This is a genomic window from Paenibacillus sp. EKM206P (genome assembly GCF_011066155.1).
Lineage (GTDB): Bacteria > Bacillota > Bacilli > Paenibacillales > Paenibacillaceae > Paenibacillus > Paenibacillus polymyxa_D.
In genome coordinates this window covers 117878-143732 of record NZ_JAAMNQ010000002.1, presented here as the reverse complement: position 1 = coordinate 143732, position 25855 = coordinate 117878, and the positions used below count along the sequence as shown (strand labels likewise).

Here is a 25855-nt window from a genome sequence, read left to right as displayed (position 1 = left end):
GAATATATCTGTTGGTAATGGAGGCGGGAATTGTGGATAAAAGGATGAATCTGCTTATGTTCAGCGGCGATTATGATAAGGCAATGGCTGGACTGATTCTGGCAAATACAGCGCGGGAATTGGATGTGGATGTGACGATGTTTTTTGCGTTCTGGGGATTATCACTGGTTCGTGATCCCGAGAAGATGACGCTTGAGGATAAGACGATTTACGAGAAACTCATGGACTTGATGACGCCCAAAGGGCCTGAATCCTTACCGCTGTCCCATATGAATTTTAGTGGTCTGGGCAAACTGATGCTAACGGAAATGTTGGAAGACAATGAAGCCCCAAAGCTGATCCACTTCCTAAAAGGTGCCCGGAAGAAAAACGTCAAATTTTATGCCTGTAAGCTATCGGTGGATATTATGGGTTTTAAACCGGAAGAATTTATACCTGAACTGGAAATTATCGAGGCCAAAACGTATCTAAAAGATGCGCTCGAATCCGATATGCAGTTGTTTATATAGGATAGACTTGCGCCTTATCCGGCTGTTGGATGAGGCTTTTATTGTGACTAAATGATGACACTCGCCTATTTTTTTTAACCCATTCGGACCTACTTACGTACCCTAAGAAGACAGAACGACTTGGGAGGCGCCGTATGCTCATGGCTCGAATTGGAAGCAGTAATTGTAGGTATCAGCCTTCTAACGAGGCTTATTTCCAAAGGTATCGCGAAAGTACAATCGGATATCACCAGACCTTTGAATCTCCATATGGGCAAAAAAAGCTGATTTATGCGGATTGGGCAGCCAGTGGCCGTCTGTATGGACCCATCGAGTCGAAAATAGCTCATGAATTAGGCCCTTTTGTGGCGAATACGCATACGGAGTCTAATTTGACAGGAACTCTGATGACCCAAGCCTATGAAGAAGCGAAACAAATCATTAAGAGCCACGTTCATGCCAATGAACGTGATATCATCCTGTTCGCCGGGTCAGGTATGACAGGTGCAGTGAACAAGCTTCAGCGACTGTTAGGATTGAAAATACATGAAAAATTAAAGCCCCTCTACCCCATCGCCAAAAAAGAGCGCCCCGTTATTTTCGTTACACATATGGAGCATCATTCCAATCATATTTCCTGGGCAGAAACCGTTGGAGACGTTGTATGTCTTCCTCCGGGTCCCGGCGGGATTGTCGATCCAACTCATCTCGAACGACTGCTGCTTCAATTCCGGCATCGCCCTATCAAAATCGGCGCCTTTACCGCCTGCTCTAATGTTACAGGGTTCGAAGTACCGATTTACCAGCTATCTCGCAAAATGCACGAACATGGCGGCGTTTGTTTCATTGATTTTTCAGCAAGCGCACCTTATGCCGAGATTAACATGCACCCCACAGATCCTCTCGAGAAACTGGACGGGATTGTATTTTCACCCCACAAATTTCTTGGGGGTCCCGGTACAAGCGGCGTTTTAATTATGGATTCGAGACTATGCCTTAGTTGTGCTCCGGATCAGCCCGGAGGGGGTACAGTTAGCTGGACCAATCCTTGGGGTGGATACGAGTATAAGGATAATACTGAAGCCCGTGAGGATGGAGGAACCCCTGCCTTTCTACAGGCCGTTCGAACGGCGCTCTGCATTCGGCTGAAAGAACAAATGGGATACAACCGCATGTTGGAGCGAAAAAAGGAACTGACATCATTATTACTAAAAAGCTTGAGTACCATACCAGGACTACACATTTTAGGAGGAAGCAGCCAAGAACGAATGGGAATCGTTTCTTTTGTTGTCGGTCCTATTCACTATAACCTGATCGTAAAACTATTGAATGATCGGTTTGGCATTCAGGTCCGGGGCGGCTGCTCTTGTGCAGGCCCCTACGGACATTATTTGCTGGGCATTGACCCACAAACATCCAAACAAATGACAGACCTGATCCATGCGGGAGACTTATCTCGAAAACCGGGCTGGGTGCGTCTGTCGCTCCATCCCATGATGACGAATCAGGAAGTCTCCTATATCGCCTCTTCCATACGGGCAATCGTGGAAAACATCGTGACCTGGCAAAAAGATTATACCTATCAACCAGAATCAAACGAATGGAGATCTATAAATGAACATAACAAAATAGACATCAGCAAATGGTTCAATTTTAGCGATTAAGAGACTCGTGTCCGTTCCCTTCTTTCAAAACTCTCATAGAATACTCTGTAGGATTACTATATGAGGAAAGAAGTGACGACAAATGGGTCTCAATTTTCGCAACAGTACCAATGCGGCTATCTTTGTGGTCTTTGCCTATCCGGACTTCAGCTGTACTCCTGTTAACTATTCTAAAGCAGGCTGGTACCGTGTTAACCCTGGACAGACTATTCAGGTTTGGAGCGGCTTCGCAGGAGGGAATACGTTCTTTTATTACGCTGAAGATGATTTTGGACGCGAATGGCGGGGTTCATATTTCACTCAAGTTCCTGAGAATGCCTTCAATTGGTGCTGGGATACAGGTTGTACCACTTGTAGAAGCGTGGGACTGCGGAGAATCGCAGTTAGTCCATTCGTCTTGGACTACACCATCAACTTTGTAACGAGCAGCAGTCAAAGAAAACCTGCATCATCCACACATCGCATGACATTGCCTTCCAAGGCAACCCAAGAGAAACCTATCCTGCGCAGAGTCCCTGCTAAACCTAAGAGACTAAAACAAGGTAAAACCCTGTTGCAAAAGCGCATCACGCATAAAAAACGGACAAAATAAAAAATGATCTGATCAGCTCATATATAGATTATTTTAGAGTTAAGAAAGGAGCGGCCATATCGCTCATGGTCTGCCCCTTTCTCCTTTGTCTACTGAGATCAATCCACCTATTTACTCTCGGATTCCCACTTGGATATCTCTTCACGAACCCGTGGTGCTACCTCTGTTCCCAATAGCTCAATAGCTCTCATGACATCATCATGCAGCATCGTCCCGACGGGTACGTGTAACAAAAAACGTGTAATGCCTACCTGTTTACGCAGATGAATGATTTTTTGGGCAACCGTGTCGGAATCGCCTACATATAACGCTCCTTCAAAGCTGCGTGCGGCATCGAAGCTGGAGCGAGTGTAAGGGCCCCAACCGCGTTCACGCCCAAGCACATTCATGCTCTGCTGAGTGGAAGGGAAGAACTTATCCGCTGCCAGCTCAGTAGTCTCTGCGATAAAACCATGTGAGTGTGATGCAACCGGAAGCAGCGATGCATCATGACCGGCATGCCTCGTGGCTTTTTTATATAGTTCCACCAACGGGGCAAACTGTACAGGGCTACCCCCGATAATCGCCAGAACCAATGGCAAACCGAGCAATCCTGCACGAACCACAGATTCCTGATTCCCCCCACTCCCAATCCATACGGGCAACGGATTTTGAACTGGACGCGGATACACGCCCAAATTGTGAATTGCAGGCCGATGTCCGCCCTTCCAGGTGACTTTCTCGGATTCTCGGATTTTCAATAACAGCTCCAGTTTTTCATCAAATAACTCATCGTAGTTATCCAAATCATACCCAAATAACGGGAACGATTCGATAAAAGAGCCCCGGCCTGCCATAATCTCAGCTCGTCCATTCGAAATGCCGTCCAGTGTAGCAAAATCCTGAAACACACGTACGGGATCATCCGATGAAAGTACCGTAACTGCACTGGTTAATCGAATCCGTTGGGTCTGTGCAGCAGCAGCAGCGAGGATAACAGCAGGTGCAGATGCCGCATAATCTTTACGATGATGCTCCCCGACGCCGTACACATCCAGCCCTACCTGATCTGCAAGCACAATCTCCTCGACCACTTCACGTATTCGTTGTGCGTGACTGATAACCTCCCCCGTTTGGGGATCCGGCGTTGTTTCTACAAACGTGCTTATCCCTATCTCCACTTGCTCTACCCCCTATTTTCATGTTTCATTCTCATTCGGCTGCTTTCGAAGCCAATCATTTTAAAAACCGATATCTTTATATTGAACATTTTTCGCATCTTTTTCAAGCTCTCCTTTTCTGAGTCTGAAAATCAGCCAAGGGAAGTGTCAAGATTCGCCGCAGGAAAAGAAGTCTCTTTGTCGAATATTGTATGGAACAAAGAAGTTTCCCATCCCCACACCATGAATACAACAAGGAGGCACTTACATTTATGGCTTTTGTTATTAATAATTTAAAGGATAACAGCAATGTTGCTATCACTGACCAATTAGGCGGATTTACGGTACTGGAATACATAACAGATTTGAGCTGCACCTCGGTTGCGGCTGCGCAAGACAATTACTATATGAGCAAAAGTAACATGCGCCGCAAGCAACTCATGATCGAAATCAACAATAGTGAGATTATGATGAAGGCGGGAGCCATGCAATATACTGTGGGTAGCATGGAAATGACTACCGGTGTAAAAGGCGTGGGAGGCTTAATGCGAAACTTGGTGTCCGGCGCTGTAACAGGGACAGGTGCCATTAAACCGCACTATAAAGGCACGGGTACCATTATGCTGGAGCCTACCTACCAATATATTTGGCTTATTGATGTCGACAATGATGATATTGCCATCGAAGACGGCTTGTTTTTGGCTTGTGACACGACGCTGGACATATCCGTCGTTGCACGTAGTAATCTTTCCTCTGCCGCACTGGGTGGAGAAGGGTTATTTAATTTAAGCGCCCGCGGAAAAGGAGTTCTGGCACTTCAAGCGCCAATCCCTTCCGAGGAAGCGGTCGTTATAGAATTGCAAAATGATGTGCTGAAGGTGGATGGTAACTTTGCCCTCATGTGGTCCAATACCTTACAGTTCACCGTCGAAAAATCTGGAAAAACCAAAATGGGCTCGGCTGCTTCCGGCGAAGGGCTGGTAAATGTGTACAGGGGAACAGGAACCGTATGGTTAGCGCCCTTATAAACAAAAAAAGGAGAAGCCCTCGGCTTCTCCTTTCTTACATTTTAATTCTTTTTTACAAACTCCGATTTTAGCTTCATTGCTCCAAAACCATCAATTTTGCAGTCAATATCGTGATCGCCATCCACCAGACGGATGTTTTTTACTTTGGTGCCGATTTTTAAGACGGATGAGCTTCCCTTCACTTTAAGGTCTTTAATGACAGTTACAGAGTCACCATCCTGCAGAATGTTACCATTCGCATCTTTGACGATCTTAATGTCTTCACTGCTTACCGCTTCTGACTCGGTAGACCACTCATGAGCGCATTCCGGACAAATGAAAAGACTGCGATCCTCATAAGTGTACTCTGAATTACATTCAGGACAATTTGGTAAATTAGACATGGTATTATGTACTCCATTCATTTTCAAATTCTACTGCTGTGCTAAGCTTCCCTGGATAGACCAAGCTTGCTCCAAGTCTTCCTTGGAGTTCCCTACAAGTATATTGGATAATCCGTCACGATTCCACTCATGGATGAAACTAATCTGAGTATTGTTGCACCTCATATGTAAGCGTTCTGTCTGCTGAAAATGTCCATAGGTGAACATATAACTAAAAACGGATGTTGCCTAGGTAGGCAGCATCCGTTTTACGGCACGTTTATTATGCTTGGATTTGCTTGATTAGTTCACTAATTCCTTGGCTAAGCGGTGTAAGGGAGCGTTTCAACAGCTTTTCAAAATCGCTGCTTACGACATCCAAGGCTCCTTCACGAATCGCTTGTTGAATACCAACCACAATAGGGATTGCTCCTTCTGGGACTCCCGCACCGAGCATAACCTCGGCATACGTAGCATCATCCACCTGCTGGACAGGAACGTTTTTGCCCAGAACCTCAGCAAGTACCGCTGCAAACTCTTCTTGGGTAATCGGCTTACCGGAGAGCTCGTATATTGTATTCTCATGTCCTTCACCAGACAAAACAGTTGCAGCTGCTTGCGCATAATCTGCGCGGGTAGCCCAACCTACTTTACCGGACCCTGCCGAGGTTAGCCAAGGAGCACCCGCGAGTACGGATCGGATCGTGCCCGCCTCATTCTCCAGATACCAATTATTACGCAAGAAGGAATAAGGAATACCTGACTCGCGAATGAACTCCTCCGTAATGCGATGTACGGGCGCAAGAAATAGAGTGCTGTCAGCGGCATTGGCAGCGCTAGTATAAGCGATGAAGCCTACTCCAGCACGCACAGCAGCATCAACAGCCGCTTTATGCTGACGAATTCTAGTATCATTATCCCCGTCAGCGGATATAATCAGCAGTCGATCTACTCCAGCAAACGCTTGATCCAGCGTCTCCGGTTTATCAAAATCACCGTGACGAACGTCAACGCCACGAGACCGTAAGTTCTCTGCTTTTTCTGGATTTCTTACGCTAACAATAAGATCGTTTGCGGAGACAGATGTAAGCAACGTATCTACCACGATGGAACCCAGTTGCCCTGTTGCTCCTGTTAATGCGATTTTCATATGAAATCCTCCATTCAGATTTTATTTACTTTTATATAGTAACTAAAAATATAACACATGTCTAATCTAGAGTCTAAAGGTCTGCTTTGCGGGTAAAAGTAGGTAACCCAAACTTTCCCCTAGAGAAAGGAACATGTATATGAAGAAAGCTATGATCATTGTAAATCCCTCTTCCGGCAAAGAGGAATCCCTCCAACATGTCAGAAACGTAGAAGAAACTCTACGTGATCAAGGATACGTTGTTACGGTTAAAGAGACAGAGAAGGAACTGGACGCCACCCGTTTTTGCGTTAATGCGTGTGAGGAAGCTTGTGACCTAGTCGTTTCCATCGGTGGAGATGGCACACTTCACGAAACCATCAACGGTTTCATGGATCAAGACCACCGTCCAAGACTGGGGGTCATCCCCCTTGGGACAGTCAATGATTTTGCCCGTGCCTTGCAAATTCCGCTAAGTCCCGAGCTGGCGATCCGTTCACTGACTTCTGCCCGCGTGAAAAACGTAGATATGGGCCTCTTAAACGGCCGAATGTTTGCCAATGTTGTTGCCACAGGTTCGCTTGCTGAATCGCTATCAGCTGTATCGTCAGACGATAAATCCATGTTTGGCACATTTGCCTACTTCAAAGAAGGCATGAAAGAACTTATCAGCCATCCAGCCCACTCACTGACCGTCCGCTATGATGACAAGACCTGGGAAGGCGAATCCCCACTCTTTCTGGCTACGTTAACCAATTCAGTTGGCGGATTCGAGAAACTGGCACCCGATGCGACTGTTGACGATGGTCTGCTTCACTGCTTTATTTTTAAAAACCTCAATATATTGAACACCGTGACGGCCAGCATATCCTTATTTTTAGGCAACCTGAAGGATCATAGTGATATCGTTTACTTTACTGCAAAGCATGTAAGTGTCAGCTCCGCAGAACCGGTAAGTACGAATGTAGATGGTGAGGAAGGGCCAACTTTGCCTATCGAGCTTGGTATTTTACCGCGTCATATCGAGGTAATTGTGCCGGAAGAGGTCTAGGTCATGCGGTGCTGATCCTCAAGCTTGAGGATCATACTCGTTCAATTTCCCCTCGTAGATCAAATGGAACCGATCACTTTGCCGAAAATCGTCTGGCGTAACAAGAGCGGGCAGTTTGTTCCATATTTTTATGCCGGATCGCTGTAAAATTTCCGCGACGAATTGCGAACAAAAATAAGAATTGCTGAACTCGACTGGTTCTTTGAGTGCAATACCAATCAAACCCAGTAAGTTATACATATATTTTTGACGACTTCGGATAAATACATGTAAAACTCGCTTCATTTTTTCAACTTCACGGTCGGTTACTTGAAGCTCGTAGATAACACATGTTGTATTCGGAAATCTGCTGTATGTACCTGTCTTAATATCCTCTTTCACGAAACCACCATCCAGAGGGTTATTAGGGGTCTTTCTGCCGAAGCTGTATAACTCCGAAAGTTCCCGGTTGAAGGAAATGGAGGCGTGATTGTATGGCGCTCTCGTATAGCTTTTAATGACTCTCGTAAGAAACGTTCCCGTATTCGTAAGCAAGATAAAGACGGATTGATCTGCTACCATTTACGAAATTTCCCCTTATCAAGTTGGAATTATTCCTTCATAATAACATAGGAACCCTAATGGAACCCTATTTCGCGATAAGTTGGTGAGTGGTAATGGACAGTTCGATATTAACGTTAATCCTTATTTTTACAGCCTTATTGGTCATCCATCTGATTTACATAGTAGTAGTCAAAACACAGCCAGACAAAGACTATGCAGGGATTGGGCTTCGCATCAAGACATGGTGGGGTATGTTCTTTATCTTTTGCTTAGCAACTCTTTTCAATCCGATTGTTTCACTGCTTTCCCTGATGGCACTCACCTTTTTTGCGCTAAAAGAATACTTTTCCATGATTAGATCCAGAAAAGCTGATCGCAGATTGTTTCTATGGGCGTACTTGGCGATTCCCGTACAATTTTATTGGATTTATATCGGGTGGTACGGAATGTTTATTGTTTTTATTCCTATCTATGTATTCTTACTGCTACCGCTCCCACGATTGATCAACAAAGGAACGGTTGGTTTTCTGCGCAGTGTCAGCTCGACCCAGTGGGGACTCATGCTGATGGTTTTCGGGTTGAGTCATCTGGCCTATTTTCAGTTTGCTACGCCGCAATACGGAGCGAAACTTGTACTTTTTCTAGTGGTACTGACGCAGCTCAATGATGTCGTACACTATCTAGCATCACTCTATTTCGGAAAACGGAAAATCGTCCCGACATCCAATCCCAATATAACTTGGGAAGGCTTTGCATTCGCTTTTCCCGTAACTATAGCGGCTTCCTATTTCATCTATCCCTATCTGACGCCGTTTGACCTGAAATTTGGAATTATTTTCGGCATGCTGATCAGCTTGAGCGGTTTCTTTGGCAGTTTAACGGTTTCCGTGCTGAAGCGGGATTTATTAATCGGCGATGATGATAAGTTCGATGCTTTGAAAAAAAGCTATTTAAGCCGGGTGGATAGTTTGACCTACACCTCACCCGTCTTTTTCCACGTAATTCGTTATTTTTTTGACTTTATGTAGCGATTACCTCCGCAATACTCCGCTTCTCATCGGTTTCATTTTGGTTAGCCGGGGTAAGTACTACCGTACCGTAAGCAGTCCTTATCCTAGAAAACGATCTTGAGGAGGCGTTAGAAATGGCAGAGCACAATCATGTTGTGAATAAGGAAGGCGAAGTGGCCTTGAACAAGGTAGATGACGTATTAAATCGGATAGACGACAACAAAAAGGATGACATTCTGGGCAGCTTTGATTCATTCAAAAGTTATTTGAGCGACAAGATTGAAATGGCTCAAAAAATCGGTCTGAATGATGAAGTGATCGCAAAAGCAGCTGAGAAGATAGCTGGATATCTGGCAGCCAAAGAAGAACCGCGAAATCGCGAGGAGAAGCTCCTCCAGGAGCTGTGGAAAGCGGGGGACAAGGAGCAGCAGCATGCGCTTGCCCATATGCTAGTACGCGTGGCTCAAACCTCGTATGAATAGTGATGATGAAACACAATATCTTGCTATGAAAAGGGCAGCCTATCCTCACCTAAGGATAGGCTGCTTTCGCGTTTACTACCGTTGCAGTGCGTTCCTGATTCTGCGAACCCCTTCACGAATTTCATTTTCCTTTAGATGCCCATAGCCCATGAGCAGCCGGTTCCCTTCAAGCTGTGCCGCAAATACATTTTGACTATGGAGACATTTCGGCAAATCCTCTCGGAACGGGAACTGAAACTCTGCTACCAAATGTAAACCCGCCGATCGGCCACACACCCGATATTGCCCTGTAAAATGCTGCTCAAGGCTATCAAGCAGGACTTGACGACGCTTGGCATACACTTTCTTCATCTTATGTACATGTTTATGAAGGAGTCGCTTCCTGATATACCGACTCAACACAATTTGCTCCAGGCTCGCCGTCTGGTAATCCGCCAGTTGCTTTAAACGGATAAAATCAGCGACTCGTGACGAGGGAAGAACAATATAGCCGATCCGCAGCGCGGGGAATAATATTTTGCTAAACGTCCCGACATATAGCACCCGTTCTGGGTCCAGACTCTGCAAGGAGTGGACGGGCGCCCCGTCATATCGGAACTCACTGTCATAATCATCTTCGAGCAGAAGACATCCTGTCCGGGCTGCATACTGAATTAGCTCGATCCGCCTTTGGATCGGCAAGATACCCCCCAGCGGGAACTGGTGCGAGGGTGTCAGATATGCCAGTTTGGGGTGTTTCTTTTGCGGCAGATCGGCTGTTATAACTCCCGAATCATCAACAGTCATACTCCGAAGTGTGGCTCCTGTGGCCGCCAGAATGCTTTTTAAATCTTCATTTGTCGGTTCCTCTACCAGGGCTTCATCTCCAGCTGACAGTAACAGACGGGTGACAAGCTGAATCGCTTGTACTGCTCCGCTAGTGATTACAATATGTTCCGGGCTGACTTTCACTCCTCTGGTGTGACTCAAATAGTCGGCTAGCTCCCTGCGTAACTCAGGCTCTCCAGCAGGATCGCCATAACCTAGTGCCAGATCAGGAGCCTCTTTGCATACGCTCTGAAGCAAGTCAGCCCATGATTTGCGCGGAAATAATTCCAATGCAGGAAGGCCTGTCCGGAAGGAAATTACCGACATCTCATTTGAATATGCAGATTCCACTGCAGACGCAGACGCCTCGATAGGCGGTGCGGATACATAACCTGGAAGGACGGCCCCTTCGGCTACATAAGTTCCTGAACCTGAGCGCGCAATGGCTAAGCCTTCGGCTAGCAGCATTTCATAAGCTTCGAGGATAACATTCCGGGAAACGTTCAACTGTAAGGCCAGCACCCGGGTCGAAGGAAGTTTATACCCTGCATTCAGTTCTCCAGCTAAAATACGGTCCCGTATTGCTTGATATACCTGACGCAGCATCGGAACTGTCACATTCTTATCGATAGATAACCACATAGCTACCCCCCAAGCGGTACTGTCGAAAACCTCTTCAACTGGATCTACAAGTGCCCAGTTTCTATTGCTACAGTATATATCAATATCTGTACAAGAGGTGAGATAAAATGAACAAACCAACCTTTTCGACTTACATGGAATTAGTGATCGCCACTTCCATTGTCGGCAGTTCTGTGGTAGTCGGCAAACTGGTCGTGATGCAGCTGCCTGTTTTTTTATCGCAATCTGCCAGTCTGGCTGTTGCCCTTCTGTTCTTGGTACCCATTGTATTCATCAAGAAGTATTCATTAAGGATCAGCAAACGGGATGCCTTAATCCTGTTCATTCAAGCACTGGTCGGCATGTTTCTCTTCCGTGTCCTAATGCTGTACGGGCTGGCCTACGCCTCTGCTTCCGAAAGCGGAATTTTAACTAGCTTAACCCCAGCTATTGTTGTACTTCTTTCGTATGTGCTGCTGAGAGAAAAGATTACGCTCCGCCCCGGACTAGGGATTGCCTGTTCACTGCTCGGTGTTTTGGCACTACAAGTACCTCACATATCGGCGCTCTGGTTCAATGCTCCTAACGCAACCTCGTTCATTGGCCTGCTGCTTGTTCTGTCTGCTGTGTTCGGAGAAGCGGCACTGACAGTGTTACGCAAGATGCTATCCAGCCATGTCTCTTCCCTGCTTGGAACCATGTATATAACACTCTTTTCATTCCTCATGTTCCTGGCTTGTTCCTTTGTGGAGGCCCAACAGTTCAACTTTAACCACGTTGGTGTAGGGGAGATTGGGCTAGTCTTATATTATGGTATCTTTGTCACCGCATTAGGCTACGTATTATGGTTTAGGGGTGTATCAAGAGTACCGGCTAGTACAGCAGCTGTATACACGGGTTGTATTCCCGTCAGCACACTGCTGCTGTCCTATATCATCCTCCGTGAATCCTTCTCATTTGCTCATCTGGCTGGTGCAGGCTTTGTATTTCTCGGCATCATACTTATATCACGCGGTGAACGCCGCTGACTCACGCAAAGACCTTCTCAAAAAAAAGGCTCCCGGCTGAAACTTCGGGAGCCTCTTTTCTTTATTTTAGGTTCTTATCGCATTGAATTAATGCACCTGATCCAGCAATTGATATGCTTCTTCCTTCGTAGTAACTGCCAGAAGCGCCTCTCTGAAATGATCGTCCATCAGCTTACGCGATAACATTTGCAGCACTTTCAGATGCGCATTTTCCTTGCTGTTGCGCGGTACGGCAATCATAAAGATCAGTTTTGCTTCACTTCCGTCTGCACTATTCCAGTCAACACCGCCTTGCTTGATGCCAAATACCACGCTTGGCTTCAGGACAGCTTCCGATTTGCCATGAGGAATGGCAATATTCATACCAATGCCTGTTGATCCTTCTTCCTCTCTGGCTAATATCGCCTGTTTGAAATCACTGGCAGAGCTTACAGCTCCAGTTCTCTCAAGTGCTCCGATCATTTCATCAACCACAGCATCTCGTGTCGTTCCTTCCAGATCCAAATTAATCAGATCCATCGTTACAATATCCGTCAGTTTCTCAATGTGAATGCCTTGCGAAGACACGGCTGGCCCGTTACTTGTGACAGTTGTTGAAACTGATGACTCCGCAACGGCCGTTGTAGTAATCGCAGATTGTCCAGCTCCTGTGGTAGAATGTCCAGGCATCGCTTTCCCAGCAGCATCCGGAGTTACAGTTGCTGCAATATCTTTTTTCAGCAAGCTCACCAGGACAACCGATACGGCTACGCCGACAATAACGGCAATGAAGAACATAAGCACATGGTCCACTGCACCAAGTACAGCTACAATCGGTCCACCGTGAGCTACCTTATCACCTACATTTCCCAACATGGCGATGACAGAACCGACCATGGACCCTACCATAATACTGGGAATAACACGCAGTGGATCTTGCGCCGCGAATGGAATCGCACCTTCGGTAATCCCGAACAACCCCATCGTGAATGTTGCCTTCCCGGCCTCGCGTTCCGCAGGTGCAAATTTACGTTTGTTGATCATCGCTGCAAGTCCCATCCCAATCGGCGGAATACAAATCGCAACGGCGATTGGCCCCATAATTTCATAATTCCCTTCGCCGATCATGGCCGAACCGAATAAGAAAGCAACTTTGTTCACAGGGCCGCCCATATCAAAGGAGATCATCGCACCTAGAATCAATGCTAGTAGAATTGAACTTGTACCTTGCATACCTGCAAGCCAGCCCGTTAAAGCTTCAAACAATTGTGCGACTGGAGCACCAATCACAAAGACAAAGATTAATCCAACAATTAACGATGCCAATACAGGGATAATAATAATAGGCATGATCGGCTGTAACGCTCGCCCAACCTTCATTTTCCGAATACCCAGTGCAACATAACCCGCCAGAAAACCAGCGATAATCCCGCCGATAAATCCGGCCCCCGCCTCACTTCCATAAAAACTGCCGTTCGCAGCAATGAATCCGCCAACCATACCCGGTGCAAGCCCCGGTCTATCCGCAATACTCATTGCGATAAATCCGGCGAGGATCGGTATCATAAAGGTAAACGAAGCTGAGCCGATATCCTGAACCGTCTTCCAAAATGAACCGTCCGGTATAACCAGACCGCCTGGTGTCTTCTCACCGCCAATCGTCAACGCAATAGCAATGAGCAATCCTCCAATGACGATAAAGGGTACCATATAGGATACACCGTTCATCAAGTGTCGGTAGATGGGATTTTGTTTCGGTTTGTTCTCCTGTGAGCTACCCTCGGCAGAACGTGACTCTGCTTGGTACACAGGTACATTCCCCTTCATCACCCGCTGGATCAATTCTTCCGGACGGCGAATGCCATCCTGTACGCCTACGACCAGCAGTTTCTTACCGACGAAACGGTCTTTAACCACCGTTTTATCCGCTGCAATAATAATGCCATCTGCCTCACGGATCTCCTGCTCGGTCAGTTGATTTTCGACTCCAATGGAACCTTGTGTCTCAACTTTCATCTCAATGCCCAGCTTTGCTGCTGCCTTTTGCAGATTCTCAGCTGCCATATACGTATGTGCAATTCCGTTAGGACATGAGGTAATCGCCAATATCTTCATGTTCATTCCCCTTCTCTCTGGTGTTTCCGCTTACATTGATAGTATAAACGCCTATCCTGCTGTTATCGGGCGAACTTTTTACCGGAACTTTCGGAAAAACGGAATTATACCGACAAAAAACAGGACTTATCTATAAGTCCTGCTCCAGAGCACACCTTTTTGATTTTAGTTTATCCCTTCATTCTCCCTAATAATCTCATCGCATCGGTCTCCTTAGATAAGGCATGAACCAAAGCAGGTTGCTCACTGATCAGGGACAATTCCTTGAATAACTGGCGCATCTCTTCCCGCCCATCCTGTTTAACCGCAAGCAAGAACACAAGCTCTACTTTCTCGGTCCCCCAGGTAAGCGGCTGCTTCAAGGTAGCGATTACAATAGAGGACTGCCTTATCCACTCAGAACCGCCATGCGGGATGGCTATGCCTCCCCCAATCGTCGTAGCCGACATTTTTTCTCGCGCCAGTACGCTGTCCACATAACCGGGCTCCACATATCCTTTGTCCTCCAGTATTTGCGCCAGCTTGGAGATCAATTGTTCCGGATGCTGCACTTCCTGCTGGGGAAAGACCAAAAAAGGTGTTGTATATTTAAAAAATACAGATTCGTCTGCCGCCCTATGTTCCGGCTCATCCAGTCGTCGGATCACTTGCTCCAATCGACGCTCGTCCTTGGCATCCAACAAGGGAGAGACGAGAATGTGCGGAATGTTCATCTCTGGGAGATCTACAGTGGTAATGACGAGATCCACCTCCTGGGCTGCCAGATAGTCCTGGACTTCTGCTTTGGAAAGGGTTGTCTCCACATGTACAGCCGGAAATTTACGTTCCACCTTGGTGCGCAGCAGTTGGGACATACCAATGCCCATGTGACACACGATAATGGCTCTCTGGGGATGACTCTCTTTCCGGTGCAATCGCTCCACAGAAGCCTGAAAATGCAGCGTTAAATACGCCGCTTCCTCCTCGGGGAATGATAGCCGGACCCATCTCCCCACCTCTTCCAGCGTAATAATAACTCGGTCGAACATGTAGGGGTACATCTTCTTGATCTCGGCCAGCATAGGATTGGACACGGTCAACCCATATTGAAGACGGTTCAGGGTCGTATATAAATGGACATTCAACCCTTTCAGCAACATCTTGTCCTTGGAAAAGGCAATCATATTCAGCTCGGACATCCGCCGGACTAACTGCTCAATCAACTCAGGCAAAAGCGGGTGGCTATCTGCCAGCTCACCTTGTTTTCCTGTTCTTTCCTCCTGCTGGTAACGGAACTTCCCGCTAAGCAGGTGCAGAGTTAAATACGCTGTCTCTTCCTTGGAAAAAGGCACGGCAAACAACTTTTGCAACTGCTGCAAAAAAGACATAGCCCATGTAAATTCGCGTCTCTCCTGCAAAAAGGCAATGTCCTGCTTGGAGAGGGAAATGGGTTGTCCCATCTTGGTTCGTTTGACCATTAAGAGGATATGCAGCATTAGAGCTTCGAAAGCTTCGTCAGTAAAGCTGAGCTCATGGCGTTTTTGCAATGCTTTTAATTCATGATTTATGGTTGTAATCTCGTGCGATTCAAACTGTTTGCGCATCAACTGTCCTGTTAACTCAGGACTGTCAATCAGCTGGTTCATCCGCGCCAAAGCGATGCGCTTATTTTTCTCAGAGCCTAGGATGGTCAAGCCTACGCGCTGCTTGGTAATTAAGGCCAGATCAAAGCTGTGTAGCCAGCCATCAATCTTCTCCATATCTCTACGAATTACCGTCTTGTTCACATAATACTGTGAAGCTAGATCCTGGATGGTCACAGGCTTGGCATTCATCAAGAGCCGATAGGCGAGATGCAGTACCCTTTCCTCATCTGACTCATGTTGGGCCGTACTCTCGTCCGCATACAGTCGATGGAACAATTCATTCTGATCCGCTTCACCCATCTCCAGATAAATGCCGCGTCCCGGCCTTCTCACCAGATTGGCATCAGAATGCTTGACGATATAATCTTCAATTACTTTCAGATCGTTGCGGATCGTCTTTTCAGAGCAGTCGGTCAGATCCGCCAGATCCTGCGCTAACCACAACCGGTCCGGTTCAGTTAACAACATGCGTAAAATTTCCATTTGCCTTTTATTCATTCCATTCTCCCATCTTCCAAGTTAAAGAATGTCCAGGGCATTTCGAGCTATATTTTTGCTGGTTTTGTGTTGACTTTAAGTATACTCCAAGTAGTACATTTAAAGCATGGTGGCCGCCAAATTCAAGAATAATGAAAAGAGGAATCACTCATGACCATTGGAAAAACAGTTCTTATTACTGGGGCCAACAAAGGCATCGGGTATGAAACAGCCAGACAATTGGGCGGTATGGGTTTTACAATCCTGGTTGGCTCACGGAATGAGCAGAGCGGCCGGGAAGCGGTGGCTAAGTTGGCTAATGAGGGAGTAAAAGCCCGATTGATTTTGTTAGACGTGACGAATCACAGTACGATTGATTCCGCAGCCCATCAGATCAAGCAAGAATCCGGTTCCCTTGATGTACTCATCAACAATGCCGGCATATCTTTGGGAGGAGCCACTCCTCCAAGTCAGTTTTCTTTGGACGATTTAAGAGAAACGTATGAAACAAACTTTTTCGGTTTGGTCGCCGTGACGCAAGCCATGCTGCCTTTATTGCAAGAATCTCCATGCGGTAGAATCGTTAACTTGTCGAGTGGCCTTGGTTCATTAACCTATAATAGCGATCCTGAACATGAGCATGCCCAATTTAATTTGCTTGCCTACAATAGCAGCAAAGCAGCGGTTAATATGTTCACCGTCACCCTTGCCAAGGAACTCCAAGACTCACCTCTCAAAGTTAATTCGGCTGATCCTGGCTTTACCGCCACTGACTTAAATGGCTTTACAGGACCGGGTTCGGTACAACAAGCTGCTGCTGTCGTTGTTCGTTTAGCCACTTTAAATAATGACGGGCCGTCAGGAGGGTTTTTCGACGCGAATGGAGAAGTTCCTTGGTAATCGTTACAATTAAGGAGTGGGATACTTTGCAGGAAATTCCGGAGACCATAACCTCTATTAGTCAAGCTGCAGAACTAACAGGCTTAACAGAGGATACCATACGCTATTATGAGCGAATTGGCTTGCTGCCTTATGCAGAACGAAGGGCTAACGGACACAGGTTCTACAGTAGAGATCAGATTCTGGGGATTATCTTTCTAACCCGATTAAAAGCCACTGGAATGACCATAGAGGAAATGAAGCATTATCGAGAACTTTCGATGCAAGGCAACAGCACCATTCCGATTAGACACTCCTTACTTGAAAAACATAATCAGAAGATTCAACAAGAAATCTCCAGACTGATGGAGACCCAAAAAATTATTGAATATAAGCTCAGCCATTATCGCGACCTCTCTACCAATCCTGATCTTAGCGACACGAATTGTAACCCTACAACCCCCAGCACCAATCCCCTTTTTTAAGGGGTTTTTTATTGCTTTATCCAAAAAGAAGGTCGATCATGTTGTACAATGATCAACCTTCTTCCTACCCATGCTCCCCCGCTTGATTCACCTCATCTATCATTTCTGAGAACGATTGATATACTCTGATTTGACCAATGCGCACATGTAAAGATCATCATATTTCCCGGACGTAAATTCATATTGGGAGAGGAGCCCTTCCTGCCGAAAGCCTGCTTTTTCGAGCAAACGCAAGGATTGTGCATTCTCTGGCTCTACTAGCGCCTGAATGCGGTTCAATGAGAGGGTATTAAACCCATAGTCGATTACAGCTGCAAGTACCTCCAACATTAACCCTTGGCCCCAATAGTCTCTGGACAATTCATAGCCCATTTCTGCCCGGTGATGACGTTGGTCCCAGTTATGAAACCCGCAAGAACCGATGATTTTACCTTCATTCGTTTGAAGAGCCCAGCGTATTCCCTGATCTGTCTCAAAAATCCGATCATACCAACTGATCTCATCCAGTACATCCTGTTCAGACTCAAACGGGCTCAGTCCATAAAACTTCATAACCTGCTCATCTGAAAAGTATTCCAACATGTCCTTGCTGTCCGTCGCTACCATTTTTCGTAATACGAGACGTTCGGTCGTTATAACCGGAAACTCACCTTTCACATTCTCACCTCTTGCTGCCTTGTTCGCTTTTGCCAGCTCTTCTTGCATACCCATACCTCCCGAGTCTATCGTTACTTTCTTCTTCCAATTATAGAGTAAATGAGAGGAAGGGATATTTATAATAATTTCTTTGTTTATAGAATGTTTTCCTAAACATGGATTGTAAAATGACCGTTAATATAAGGAGTGTGTTTTTAATTATTAAGAAGAGGTGTATTTTTTGGACGAACAGCACGTACCACACAACCCGCAGGAATCTTCAAGACAGATGTACATTCGGCATGGTCAAAATTATGGGGTAGATCCAAACAGGATGGCGGCGTTATCAAAAACATACGGGAACTCTACTCTGTTTAGACGGTGGGGAGCAACAGTTTTTGATTGCATATTTTTTTATCTTGGGTATATTTGTTTCTTTATTTCTGTCATTCAAATAACGGATAGATGGTTTTGGCCTTTAGCGATTGCATCCCGTTGTATTCTGCTTATTGCTTTCTTCAGCTATTATTTGCTTTTGGAAGGTTACACAGGCTATACGCTGGGTAAGTTCGTCTTTCGTATTAAGGTGGTTAACGGGGAAGGTAAGCCTCCTGGTTTTCTTAAATCACTCATTCGTACGCTGCTCAGGCTAATCGATACCAATCCGTTGCTAATGGGTGGGATACCTGCTGGTATCAGCGTGTTAGTAACTGCATCTAGACAACGAATTGGTGATTTAGCTGCAGGTACATATGTTGTAAAGGTACGGGATTTAGAGCCGATTAGCAAAAAGACAATGAAACGTTCGCTGTTTATATTTTTTACCGCCATAGTGATCTTGGGAGCCTCGTTTGTAAATGCTATTTTTATACTGGCAAATAGTTACGTGCCTCCTGAAGCTCCAGTGAGCAAGAAAGAGCAAAGCTATGTGAGTAAAGATGGACGATTTCAAATCACAGCCCCACTGGACTGGTCAACAGATCCGGACCGTGAAGGAAAAGCAGAGATTGCGATATTTAATCCGTACATTCAAAAGTCCGTTGTGGTACTATCCCACTCGAAAAAGCAATTGGGCAATATAACTCTCCAACAGTATGGTAAGAAAGCTGAAAATAACTTAACCAAAGAGTGGAACCTGTCCAGTGTAGGACCTGTCTCTAATACAACCATTCATGGATATCCTGCCCTTGAGTTCGCGATTAAAGGTAAAAAAGATGTGGATAAATATATCACCCACGTAGCGATTATAGAGACCGAAAAGGATTACTACCAGGTGCTAGGATATGCCCCAGCGTCTAAAGACGGCCGTTTAAAGAAAGAACTGCACGACATTATCTATAGCTTCCGCGAGGTTCGTCATTAGTCAGCGTGGCTGGCAATAAAAAGGATAGACACAAAAAGCAGGTGCTCCTTAGAGCCCTGTTTTTTTGCGTACAACGATTCTTCACATCTATGATAAAATGGACTGACATGCTCGGCGACCTGCCTTATCATATTGTTCAGATGCACAATAAATTGGAAACCCTTTCATAAAGGTAGTACATTAAGGTACACTATATCACGATAGATAAAGGAGGAATCCGGATTTGTTTCAGCTCTCCGAAAAACAAGCCCAAGACATCGTAGACAAAATGATGAAGGATATTCCATACAATATCAATATAATGAATGAACGAGGCATCATCATTGGCAGCGGCGAGAGTGAACGAATCGGAACCATTCACCAAGGCGCTGTTCAGGCGCTCGAAACCGGGAAAATGATTGAAGTGTGGCAGGACGGCCACTATGAGAAAAAGGGAACCAACGAACCGATTGTCATTCATCATGAGTTAGTTGGCGTGATTGGTATTTCAGGCAATCCTGATGAAGTGCGTCCTTTTTGCAATATTGTTAAAACTACAGTATCTCTCCTGATCGAACAGCGCATCTCATTGGAGCATCTGGCCTATGAAGCCAATCGCAAAAAATCTGTGCTGGAAATGTTATTGAATCATCAGGGAGCCTACACGCAAAAAATAAAAAAAGAAGCAGCTCAATATCACATTGATTTGCTTCTAAAAACTTCGGCTGTATATGTAAAGTATCTGCCTGCTGATCCAGCTCATTTAGCCGAGTTGTCCAATATATTCATGCAGCATCCCTCCTTTCGTATGGAGGAAGATTGTTATCTCGTCCTAATACAAAATCAGGAACCGACAGACAAACTGCTAGAGCCACTTGTGCGCAGCCATCCCGATGTGCTGATTACGGTCAGCAGACAAGAGCACAACATTGCGGATGTTTATATGCAAGCCAAGTCAGCTATGAATGTTTTACTGGCTTTGCGCCCGCCTGTGCAAAAAATTTCTTTTGCGGAAGTCGAATTTCTGGTCAAATTGAGTCAAACGAACCTGACGAACACGATCTATCTGGTGAGCAAGCTGGAGGATACCGTGGATTTGCTGGATACGCTGCGAAGCTTTATTAACCATAACGGCAGTGTCTCCTTTACGGCAGATGAATTAAACATTCACCGAAATACGCTGCAATACCGCCTGAAGCGCATCCATACCTTAACTGGTAAAGATCCCCGGAATCTCCTTCAGCTTTTTGAGCTTACGCACGGCTTATTGGCACTGTATCAATGAACAGCTGTTTCACGCCCCTGACCATACGCCAGAAATATCATGTATCCGCTCGCCGCACTCCCAATTTCTCAGTCAATCCGGCTTTAGCTAAGCTCGGGATTACAGGCGAGCGCTCGTATTATTCGGTTCACTTCTCGCTGAATTGAAGTACTCTTGCGATATTCTCGCACGTACGCTCTACGTTTTGCGGCCCTTCGGCCAGCAGCTTACCGAGCTCCGAGGCTCCCGGTACGATGCCGAACACCGCATCTATTCCTTCCTTGTACAACGTGTCGATCCCTTCCCCGATATAACCTGCAACCGCAATAACCTTTTTGCCAGACTGTTTGGCCGCCTGAGCTACTCCATAAGGAGTTTTACCGAATTTAGTCTGAAAATCAATACCGCCTTCCCCCGTCAAAACGATATCGGCCGTGGCAAGCTTTTGTTTTAAACCGGTGTATTCAATCACAATTTCAATGCCTTTTTGCAGCGCCGCTTGAGTGAAAATCAATAAGCCCGCACCCAATCCACCTGCTGCGCCTGCGCCTGGGAGATCGCGCACATCCTTGCCTAGTTGCTGCTTCACCACATCGGCGTAATGGGCAAGATTGGCATCCAATTGCTGCACCATCTCCGGGGTTGCCCCTTTTTGTGGCCCGAATACTTGAGAGGCCCCATGCTCTCCGCACAGCGGATTTGTCACATCACAGGCTACAATCAGTTGTACCTGCTGCAACCGGCCATCCAGTGATGAAATATCGACACTGGCCAGCTCGCCCAGACTACCGCCACCGCGCGGAAGAGTATTGCCTGTTGCATCCAGAAATCTGGCGCCCAGTGCTTCCGCCATGCCTGTACCGCCATCATTCGTCGCGCTTCCGCCAATGCCGATGATAATTTTTCGAATTCCCTGGTTCAGACATTCACGGATTAACTCCCCTGTACCGTAGGTGGTTGTCTTTAACGGGTTCTTGTTATCCTTGTTAACCAGATGGATTCCACTGGCGGATGCCATCTCGATTGCCGCCGTGGTGCCGTCTCCCAGCAAGCCGTATGCAGCAGTTACAGGTTCTCCAAGTGGTCCTGTCACCTCAATATAACGAACCTGTCCGCCTGTCGCATCCACCAGTGACTGCACCGTTCCTTCACCGCCGTCCGCCATCGGTACGTGGACGTAATTCGCTGCTGGATAGACCTTGCGCAGTCCTTTCTCCATCGCGATACACACTTCTTTAGCCGTCATGCTTTCTTTAAAAGAATCTGGTGCCAGCACAAATGTTTTCTCTCTCATCTTCTCACCCCATTGTAAATATTAAAGTAAAAATCCATACATGAGTGTCGCTACAATTGCCATCGTCCCACCCACAATAGCTTCGTAAGGAATCAATCCCATCCGTTGTTTAATGCTCATTTTCATGCTGTCTGCCGTGACGTGAAAATAGTTGCCCTGCGGCAAGGAATCAATGACTGTAGCTCCTGTATGCACCATCACAGCTGCGGCGAGCGGGGCCGTCCCCATGTTCAGAATGGCTTCCCCAAACGAGCCTGTCGCCAAAATAACTCCCGTCGAGGTGGACGCCGTGGCGGCTGCCATCAGAATACCTGCAAGCGGTGCCAAAAATGTACCGGAAACTCCCGAAGCTTCAATCAGGCCAACCACCTGTGCAGACAAGTTGGAGGCAGAGATCAGACCGGCAATCCCGCCTGCACCGATCAAAATCAGCACAGTCGCTGTCATTTTATTTAAACCGGAGGCCGAATACTTCAGGATATTGCGCCCTTGTCCCATGGCCAGCATACCCACAATCCCGGCGATCGGCAAAATGTACATCGCATCCACCTTGAAACTCGAAAGTGCTTCAATGCCGGAGATGGAACCAATCGGGTTAATCATCAGCAAAATAACAGCTACCAGCGGGGCTACAATCGCCCGTCCCAACGCTGGATATTTCGATGTATCGACATCACTGTCCATAATATCCTGGTCGGACACCTTCACACCTTTGGTTTTCAACATAGATGCCACCAATACAGTCATGATTAAACCGCATATCGCAGGAACCACGCCCGCCAACATCACGTGGCTTAAATCCAGATTAAATCCGCGCGCCGCCGCAATCGTATTAGGATTGGGAGAGATGATGTTCCCCGCTTTTCCGCCTCCAGACAAAGCCAACAGGAGCGCCAGCTTGGAAATCCCCATTTTGTTACCGACCGACAATGCAATAGGTGCCACAATCAGCACGGCAACGGGAATAAATACACCTACCGCCGTAATAATCATCGTCGCTAAGGCTAGTGCGAGTATCGCTTTACTACCGCCAAATTTCTTTACAATAGCCTGCGCAATCGTCTCCGCCGCCCCGGATTCCATCATTACGCCTGCCAATACACCTGCGGCAAGCACACGAATGACCGTCCCCATCACACTTTGCGTACCGCTTATTAACACGCTGATCGTCTGCTCCAGATTGGCTCCGCCCAATAAAGCGCCTACAATAGCTCCCAAAAATAAAGCATAAACCGGATTCAGCTTTCTTAATATCAGAATAATTGCAATAGCCAGCCCTGCCAGAGCCCCTATCCAACTGATCGTCAATCCTTCCATCTGTCTAACCCCCCGGGCAATTTTTGATTACGCTTTCATTATATCGATTGCTGTATGTGAAAAATATTGAAGAACAGACGAAATTGATTGTGCATTTGCACAAAAAAGTCCGAACAGGCTTACAAAACAAATTTAATGAATACGCTTGCAAATTTAAAATTTAAGATTATAATACCTGTATACAAGTATACTTGATTAATTGAGAAGGTGAAATGATGGTCGAATCAGAATTCCTATATCCCTCCAAATGGCTTTTAAAAGCCTCAGCTGGTGATCGCGTAACTTCCGAGCTTAGAATGCGCATTATTTCTGGCGGGATTGAAAGCGGTACCATATTATCTGAAAATAAACTAGCTGCTGATTTCACTGTAAGTCGCTCACCCATTCGTGAAGCGTTAAAAATACTGGCATCCGAAAATATCATTCGATTAGAAAGAATGGGAGCCGTTGTTATTGGTTTATCAGAAAAAGAAATAGAAGAAATTTATGATGTCCGTCTGCTCATAGAATCCTTCGTATTTGAACGTCTTGTAAAGATGGACACTGATGATTTGGCGAAGGAACTTAGTAAAATACTCGAAATGATGAAAGTCGCCATTAAATATGGTGATGCTGATGAGTTTTCATATCAAGATGTCTTATTCCATGAAACGATTATTCGTGCAGTCAATCATTCTCATATTCTGATGATTTGGAATAATCTAAAGCCTGTTATGGAAAGTCTCATTCTTTTGTCGATGCGTATGCGTTTCAAAGAAAAGTATGAAGATTTTACACGGATTATAAACAATCACGAACTTTATATTGAAGCAATCAAAGCAAAAGATAGAGACCTCATGATCAAGTCTTTACATGAAAACTTTGATGATGTTCAAGGTAAAGTAGAAGACCTATGGATGTCACAACAAATGCTATCTAAAGGAGTCGTGCAACCAAATGACTAACTATATGTTGGGTGTAGATATCGGGACCACAAGTACGAAAGCCGTTCTATTTAGCGAAAAGGGCGAAGTCATCCAACAAGAGAATATTGGATACCCGCTTTATACACCGGACATAGCGACAGCTGAACAAAATCCAGAAGAGATATTTCAGGCTGTCCTACAGGCCATTTCGAATATCATGAAATATCACTCACAAAAAAAGCTATCGTTTGTTTCATTTAGCAGTGCCATGCATAGTGTCATTGCGATGGATGAACATGACCGCCCGCTTACGTCTTGTATTACTTGGGCAGATAATCGAAGTGAAGCATGGGCACATAAAATAAAAGATGAGCTGAATGGCCATGAAGTCTATAAACGAACAGGAACACCCATTCACCCCATGTCACCCTTAACAAAAATAGCTTGGATTGTGAATGATCTTTCTGAAACCGCTGTCAAGGTTAAAAAGTATATCGGAATTAAAGAATATATTTTCAAAAAGTTCTTTGATCAATATGTAGTGGATTATTCCCTAGCTTCTGCCATGGGCATGATGAATCTAGAAAAATTAGATTGGGATGAAGAAGCATTAAAAATTGCGGGTATAACCCCTTCTCAATTATCTGAGCTCGTGCCAACAACCCAGATATTTACCAACTGTGATTCAGATTTAGCAAAAAAGATGGGGATCGATCCACAAACATCGTTTGTTATTGGAGCTAGCGATGGAGTCCTTTCTAATCTAGGTGTAAATGCGATACGAAAAGGCGAGGTTGCCGTCACAATTGGGACAAGCGGTGCCATTCGAACCATTATAGACAAGCCTCAAACAGACGAAAAGGGAAGAATATTTTGTTATGCCTTAACAGAAAAGCACTGGGTTATTGGGGGGCCGGTGAACAATGGCGGGATGGTCCTTCGCTGGATCCGTGACGAACTTGCCTCATCAGAAGTAGAAACAGCGAAAAGACTAGGAATTGATCCATATGATGTACTAACCAAGATTGCTGAACGTGTAAGACCAGGATCTGACGGTTTGTTATTCCATCCATACCTCGCTGGTGAACGTGCGCCATTATGGAATCCAGATGTACGTGGCTCATTCTTCGGTTTGACGATGTCACACAAGAAAGAACATATGATTCGCGCGGCCCTAGAAGGAGTCATTTACAATTTGTACACCGTATTTTTGGCATTAACTGAATGCATGGACGGTCCCGTGACCCGAATTCAGGCTACAGGAGGCTTCGCAAGATCAGATGTTTGGCGGCAAATGATGTCCGATATATTCGCATCTGAAGTCGTCGTTCCAGAAAGCTACGAAAGTTCTTGTCTAGGAGCTTGTATTTTAGGCTTGTATGCCACCGGAAAAATCCAGTCCTTTGAAGTCGTCTCTGAAATGGTTGGCAGTACCAACAAACATACACCAAAAGAAGAAGCAACAAAGGAATATAGGAAATTGCTGCCGATTTTCATTAACCTATCCAGAGTATTAGAAGACGATTATACACGGATTTCCAATTATCAAAGAAGCTTAATTAAACACTAAAAAGATAAAAAGCAGGGGGTAAT

The 25855-nt window shown here is 45.8% G+C and carries 24 protein-coding genes; 14 read left to right on the top strand and 10 right to left on the bottom strand.

Features of this window, described 5'->3' with window-relative positions:
• The first annotated feature begins 32 nt into the window (after positions 1 to 32).
• The 3 genes from G9G53_RS04350 to G9G53_RS04340 all read left to right on the top strand — a co-directional run bounded on the left by G9G53_RS04350 (position 33) and on the right by G9G53_RS04340 (position 2744).
• Positions 33 to 509 carry a DsrE/DsrF/DrsH-like family protein gene (locus G9G53_RS04350; protein ID WP_029518856.1) on the top strand — a complete coding sequence of 159 codons (477 nt, stop codon included), beginning with the start codon at positions 33 to 35 and terminating at the stop codon, positions 507 to 509.
• Between the two features lie 134 nt (positions 510 to 643).
• Positions 644 to 2152: an aminotransferase class V-fold PLP-dependent enzyme gene (locus G9G53_RS04345; RefSeq protein ID WP_165145573.1), complete on the top strand. Its 1509-nt coding sequence runs from the start codon at positions 644 to 646 to the stop codon at positions 2150 to 2152.
• An 82-nt stretch (positions 2153 to 2234) separates the two neighbouring features.
• The gene (locus G9G53_RS04340; protein WP_165145570.1) at positions 2235 to 2744 is read left to right on the top strand and encodes a DUF1036 domain-containing protein; all 510 of its coding nucleotides are present in this window, start codon (positions 2235 to 2237) and stop codon (positions 2742 to 2744) included.
• A gap of 107 nt (positions 2745 to 2851) precedes the next feature.
• Here the strand turns inward: G9G53_RS04340 and G9G53_RS04335 are convergent, their stop codons facing one another.
• Positions 2852 to 3904, bottom strand: a complete 1053-nt coding sequence (locus tag G9G53_RS04335; RefSeq protein ID WP_165145567.1) for an LLM class flavin-dependent oxidoreductase — start codon at positions 3902 to 3904, stop codon at positions 2852 to 2854.
• 251 nt (positions 3905 to 4155) lie between these two features.
• On the opposite strand from G9G53_RS04335, the gene G9G53_RS04330 reads away from it, so the two are divergent.
• Positions 4156 to 4911 carry an AIM24 family protein gene (locus tag G9G53_RS04330; RefSeq protein ID WP_029518860.1) on the top strand — a complete coding sequence of 252 codons (756 nt, stop codon included), beginning with the start codon at positions 4156 to 4158 and terminating at the stop codon, positions 4909 to 4911.
• 41 nt (positions 4912 to 4952) lie between these two features.
• Here G9G53_RS04330 and G9G53_RS04325 read toward each other — a convergent pair whose 3' ends face one another.
• Together G9G53_RS04325 and G9G53_RS04320 are read right to left on the bottom strand one after the other, a co-directional pair.
• Complete coding sequence (locus G9G53_RS04325) at positions 4953 to 5294, bottom strand: zinc ribbon domain-containing protein YjdM (protein ID WP_029518861.1); 342 nt, start codon at positions 5292 to 5294, stop codon at positions 4953 to 4955.
• Between the two features lie 262 nt (positions 5295 to 5556).
• Complete coding sequence (locus G9G53_RS04320; RefSeq protein WP_165145564.1) at positions 5557 to 6423, bottom strand: SDR family oxidoreductase; 867 nt, start codon at positions 6421 to 6423, stop codon at positions 5557 to 5559.
• Between the two features lie 139 nt (positions 6424 to 6562).
• Between G9G53_RS04320 and G9G53_RS04315 the strand changes: the two genes are divergently transcribed.
• A complete protein-coding gene (locus G9G53_RS04315) occupies positions 6563 to 7453 on the top strand; it encodes a diacylglycerol/lipid kinase family protein (RefSeq protein WP_165145561.1) in 891 nt (296 codons plus the stop codon).
• 18 nt (positions 7454 to 7471) lie between these two features.
• Here the strand turns inward: G9G53_RS04315 and G9G53_RS04310 are convergent, their stop codons facing one another.
• Entirely contained in the window at positions 7472 to 8014 is a 543-nt protein-coding gene (locus G9G53_RS04310; protein WP_165145552.1) for a hypothetical protein, read from the bottom strand.
• Between the two features lie 95 nt (positions 8015 to 8109).
• On the opposite strand from G9G53_RS04310, the gene G9G53_RS04305 reads away from it, so the two are divergent.
• Positions 8110 to 9024, top strand: coding sequence for a phosphatidate cytidylyltransferase (locus G9G53_RS04305; protein WP_165145549.1), 915 nt, complete (start codon positions 8110 to 8112; stop codon positions 9022 to 9024).
• A 116-nt stretch (positions 9025 to 9140) separates the two neighbouring features.
• Entirely contained in the window at positions 9141 to 9488 is a 348-nt protein-coding gene (locus G9G53_RS04300) for a DUF3243 domain-containing protein (RefSeq protein WP_165145546.1), read from the top strand.
• A 75-nt stretch (positions 9489 to 9563) separates the two neighbouring features.
• Here the strand turns inward: G9G53_RS04300 and pdxR are convergent, their stop codons facing one another.
• Positions 9564 to 10937 carry a MocR-like pyridoxine biosynthesis transcription factor PdxR gene (gene pdxR, locus G9G53_RS04295; RefSeq protein WP_069012305.1) on the bottom strand — a complete coding sequence of 458 codons (1374 nt, stop codon included), beginning with the start codon at positions 10935 to 10937 and terminating at the stop codon, positions 9564 to 9566.
• Between the two features lie 107 nt (positions 10938 to 11044).
• On the opposite strand from pdxR, the gene G9G53_RS04290 reads away from it, so the two are divergent.
• Positions 11045 to 11944 (top strand): DMT family transporter, encoded by a 900-nt coding sequence (locus tag G9G53_RS04290; RefSeq protein ID WP_069012306.1) that lies wholly within the window; start codon positions 11045 to 11047, stop codon positions 11942 to 11944.
• Between the two features lie 87 nt (positions 11945 to 12031).
• Here G9G53_RS04290 and G9G53_RS04285 read toward each other — a convergent pair whose 3' ends face one another.
• On the bottom strand, positions 12032 to 14038 hold the full coding sequence (locus G9G53_RS04285) for a PTS fructose transporter subunit IIABC (protein ID WP_165145543.1): 2007 nt from the start codon (positions 14036 to 14038) through the stop codon (positions 12032 to 12034).
• Positions 14039 to 14208: 170 nt separating this feature from the next.
• On the bottom strand, positions 14209 to 16161 hold the full coding sequence (locus G9G53_RS04280) for a BglG family transcription antiterminator (protein ID WP_165145541.1): 1953 nt from the start codon (positions 16159 to 16161) through the stop codon (positions 14209 to 14211).
• Positions 16162 to 16311: 150 nt separating this feature from the next.
• Here G9G53_RS04280 and G9G53_RS04275 point away from each other — a divergent pair, with 150 nt between their 5' ends.
• Both G9G53_RS04275 and G9G53_RS04270 read left to right on the top strand, forming a co-directional pair.
• Complete coding sequence (locus G9G53_RS04275; RefSeq protein ID WP_165145539.1) at positions 16312 to 17040, top strand: SDR family oxidoreductase; 729 nt, start codon at positions 16312 to 16314, stop codon at positions 17038 to 17040.
• Positions 17034 to 17504 carry a MerR family transcriptional regulator gene (locus G9G53_RS04270; RefSeq protein ID WP_238437914.1) on the top strand — a complete coding sequence of 157 codons (471 nt, stop codon included), beginning with the start codon at positions 17034 to 17036 and terminating at the stop codon, positions 17502 to 17504. The genes G9G53_RS04275 and G9G53_RS04270 overlap by 7 nt, the downstream gene beginning before the upstream one ends.
• 99 nt (positions 17505 to 17603) lie before the next feature.
• On the opposite strand, the gene G9G53_RS04265 is transcribed toward G9G53_RS04270, so the two are convergent.
• Positions 17604 to 18161, bottom strand: a complete 558-nt coding sequence (locus G9G53_RS04265) for a GNAT family N-acetyltransferase (RefSeq protein WP_039272193.1) — start codon at positions 18159 to 18161, stop codon at positions 17604 to 17606.
• Between the two features lie 220 nt (positions 18162 to 18381).
• Here G9G53_RS04265 and G9G53_RS04260 point away from each other — a divergent pair, with 220 nt between their 5' ends.
• Both G9G53_RS04260 and G9G53_RS04255 read left to right on the top strand, forming a co-directional pair.
• Positions 18382 to 19503 carry an RDD family protein gene (locus G9G53_RS04260; protein WP_029518872.1) on the top strand — a complete coding sequence of 374 codons (1122 nt, stop codon included), beginning with the start codon at positions 18382 to 18384 and terminating at the stop codon, positions 19501 to 19503.
• A 223-nt stretch (positions 19504 to 19726) separates the two neighbouring features.
• Positions 19727 to 20767, top strand: coding sequence for a CdaR family transcriptional regulator (locus tag G9G53_RS04255; RefSeq protein ID WP_029518873.1), 1041 nt, complete (start codon positions 19727 to 19729; stop codon positions 20765 to 20767).
• 127 nt (positions 20768 to 20894) lie between these two features.
• Here G9G53_RS04255 and G9G53_RS04250 read toward each other — a convergent pair whose 3' ends face one another.
• Complete coding sequence (locus G9G53_RS04250) at positions 20895 to 22040, bottom strand: glycerate kinase family protein (protein WP_029518874.1); 1146 nt, start codon at positions 22038 to 22040, stop codon at positions 20895 to 20897.
• 21 nt (positions 22041 to 22061) lie between these two features.
• Complete coding sequence (locus tag G9G53_RS04245; protein ID WP_025719225.1) at positions 22062 to 23357, bottom strand: GntP family permease; 1296 nt, start codon at positions 23355 to 23357, stop codon at positions 22062 to 22064.
• A gap of 212 nt (positions 23358 to 23569) precedes the next feature.
• Here G9G53_RS04245 and G9G53_RS04240 point away from each other — a divergent pair, with 212 nt between their 5' ends.
• Both G9G53_RS04240 and gntK read left to right on the top strand, forming a co-directional pair.
• Positions 23570 to 24301, top strand: a complete 732-nt coding sequence (locus G9G53_RS04240) for a GntR family transcriptional regulator (RefSeq protein ID WP_029518875.1) — start codon at positions 23570 to 23572, stop codon at positions 24299 to 24301.
• The gene (gene gntK, locus G9G53_RS04235; RefSeq protein WP_165145537.1) at positions 24294 to 25832 is read left to right on the top strand and encodes a gluconokinase; all 1539 of its coding nucleotides are present in this window, start codon (positions 24294 to 24296) and stop codon (positions 25830 to 25832) included. Before G9G53_RS04240 ends, gntK begins: the two co-directional genes overlap by 8 nt.
• Positions 25833 to 25855: the final 23 nt, after the last annotated feature.